Source organism: Nostoc sp. KVJ20, assembly GCF_001712795.1.
Classification (GTDB): Bacteria; Cyanobacteriota; Cyanobacteriia; order Cyanobacteriales; family Nostocaceae; genus Nostoc.
Window position 1 is genome coordinate 1 of record NZ_KV757813.1, and the last position, 1,650, is coordinate 1,650.

The following is a 1,650-nucleotide window of genomic DNA, read 5'->3' on the forward strand; positions in this document are numbered from 1 at the left end:
GTGGTGGTTCCCGTTCAATGGAGCGGTTTCAACATACTGCTAATTTGTTGACTGTGGTACAGACTTGTCGCCGTCAAGCTAGGTCTGTGATTGATTTTTTTGCACAGGCTTTAATTGCTAATTCTAGTAACTCCCTGTCTCGCCCTTCTTTACTTCCTCAATATTAGACCTGAATCCTTACCAAAAAACAAGTAAGCGACACTAACAACACCCTGCAATTAGTATTCGGATATGAATGCACTGGCTTTCACCCACTGTTTAATTCATCAGAGAGACTAGAGGCGATGGCCAAGGCTTTTGAGAACGGCTGTAAAGAGTTCTCCGAGGGTGAGAAATTCACCTTTCGTTGGTCTTCGTTTTGCGACGAAGACAAAGTAATTGAAGACTATCGCCAGAGGCTAGCTAGCCCTGTATCTCCTGAGAGTGAGTTTCTTGATTGGGGGCAAGTTGCTCGAATGCAGGAACTGACACGTAACCATCAGCGCAAGGATATCAAGCTCAGTATTTACACGACTTTTACTGTCCGCCCAGGAGGAACGGAAGGTGGTGACGCGGTAGATAGAGCGATAGTTAAGCTGGCAAACTTTTTACAGCGCAAATTCACCCCAACAGGAGCGACCGAACTCACTCTTCAAAACTTAATTAAAGTTCTTGAAAAAGCGATAATTGTCTCTTTGCGCCATCAACAAATACTATCGGAAATGGGTTTATTTCCCTCGCCCAAATCAGACAAGCAATTATGGGGCGACCTAATTTCTAGAATGGGTGCAAAGGCTGTAAAAGTGCCCCATACCTTAGTTTATGATACTGGTGAATTAAGGGAGGAGATTAACGAAGCCGCACCCAACCCATCGCGGTATAACGACCAATTACACGCGACATCGATACTTCTGAATAACGGCATACCTCATGCTGATAGACGATGGGTATGTTTGCCCCACCAGAGTACTGACGAAAAGAAGTATATCGGCGTAATGACGCTTGCCCAAAAACCAGAGGTATTTGCTTCAACCTATCAGCAAATACGCTTTTTATGGGACGTATTCTCACGCGAGGTTATTTATGATGTCGAGATAATAACAGAGATTAGCCCAGCCGATCAAAAAATGATTAGGCTTACCCAACAATTGATTACGAGGCGGTCAATAAATGCCGAGGCTAGCGCTAGAAAAAAGACTATTGACGTAGGAGCGCAAATTAATACGGAGCGGTCAGTCGATGCTCAGAAACAACTTTATACAGGAGATATCCCGGAAAATGTAGCAGTTACTATTCTAGTCTATCGCAACTCTCCAGAAGAAATTGATGACGCTTGTCGGTTAATTTCCGGCTATATCAATCAACCTGCGGAGTTGATTAGAGAAATGCAGTATACATGGTCAATCTGGCTCGACACTTTGCTGTTGAGACAAAGACCCCAGTTAACATTTCCTTTCAACCGCCGAGCTACTTTCTTTGCTAGTGAAGTGATTGGCTTAACTCCAGTAGTCCAGACAGCTAACGGTGACAAACAAGGCTTTGAATTAGTAGCTGATGAGGGGCAATCATCAGTTCATATTGACCTATCAAAGCCGAAAAATATGATGGTAATTGGCACTACCGGGAGTGGGAAATCGGTAATAATTGCCTCTATTATTTATCAATGCTTGG

The 1,650-nt window shown here is 43.7% G+C and carries 2 pseudogenes; both read left to right on the top strand.

The annotated features are described in order from the left end of the window. Positions 1–167, top strand: a pseudogene (locus tag A4S05_RS41115) (IS66 family transposase); the annotation flags it as partial. 117 nt (positions 168–284) lie between these two features. Beyond that, positions 285–1,650 (top strand): annotated as a pseudogene (locus A4S05_RS37720) (AAA family ATPase); the annotation flags it as partial.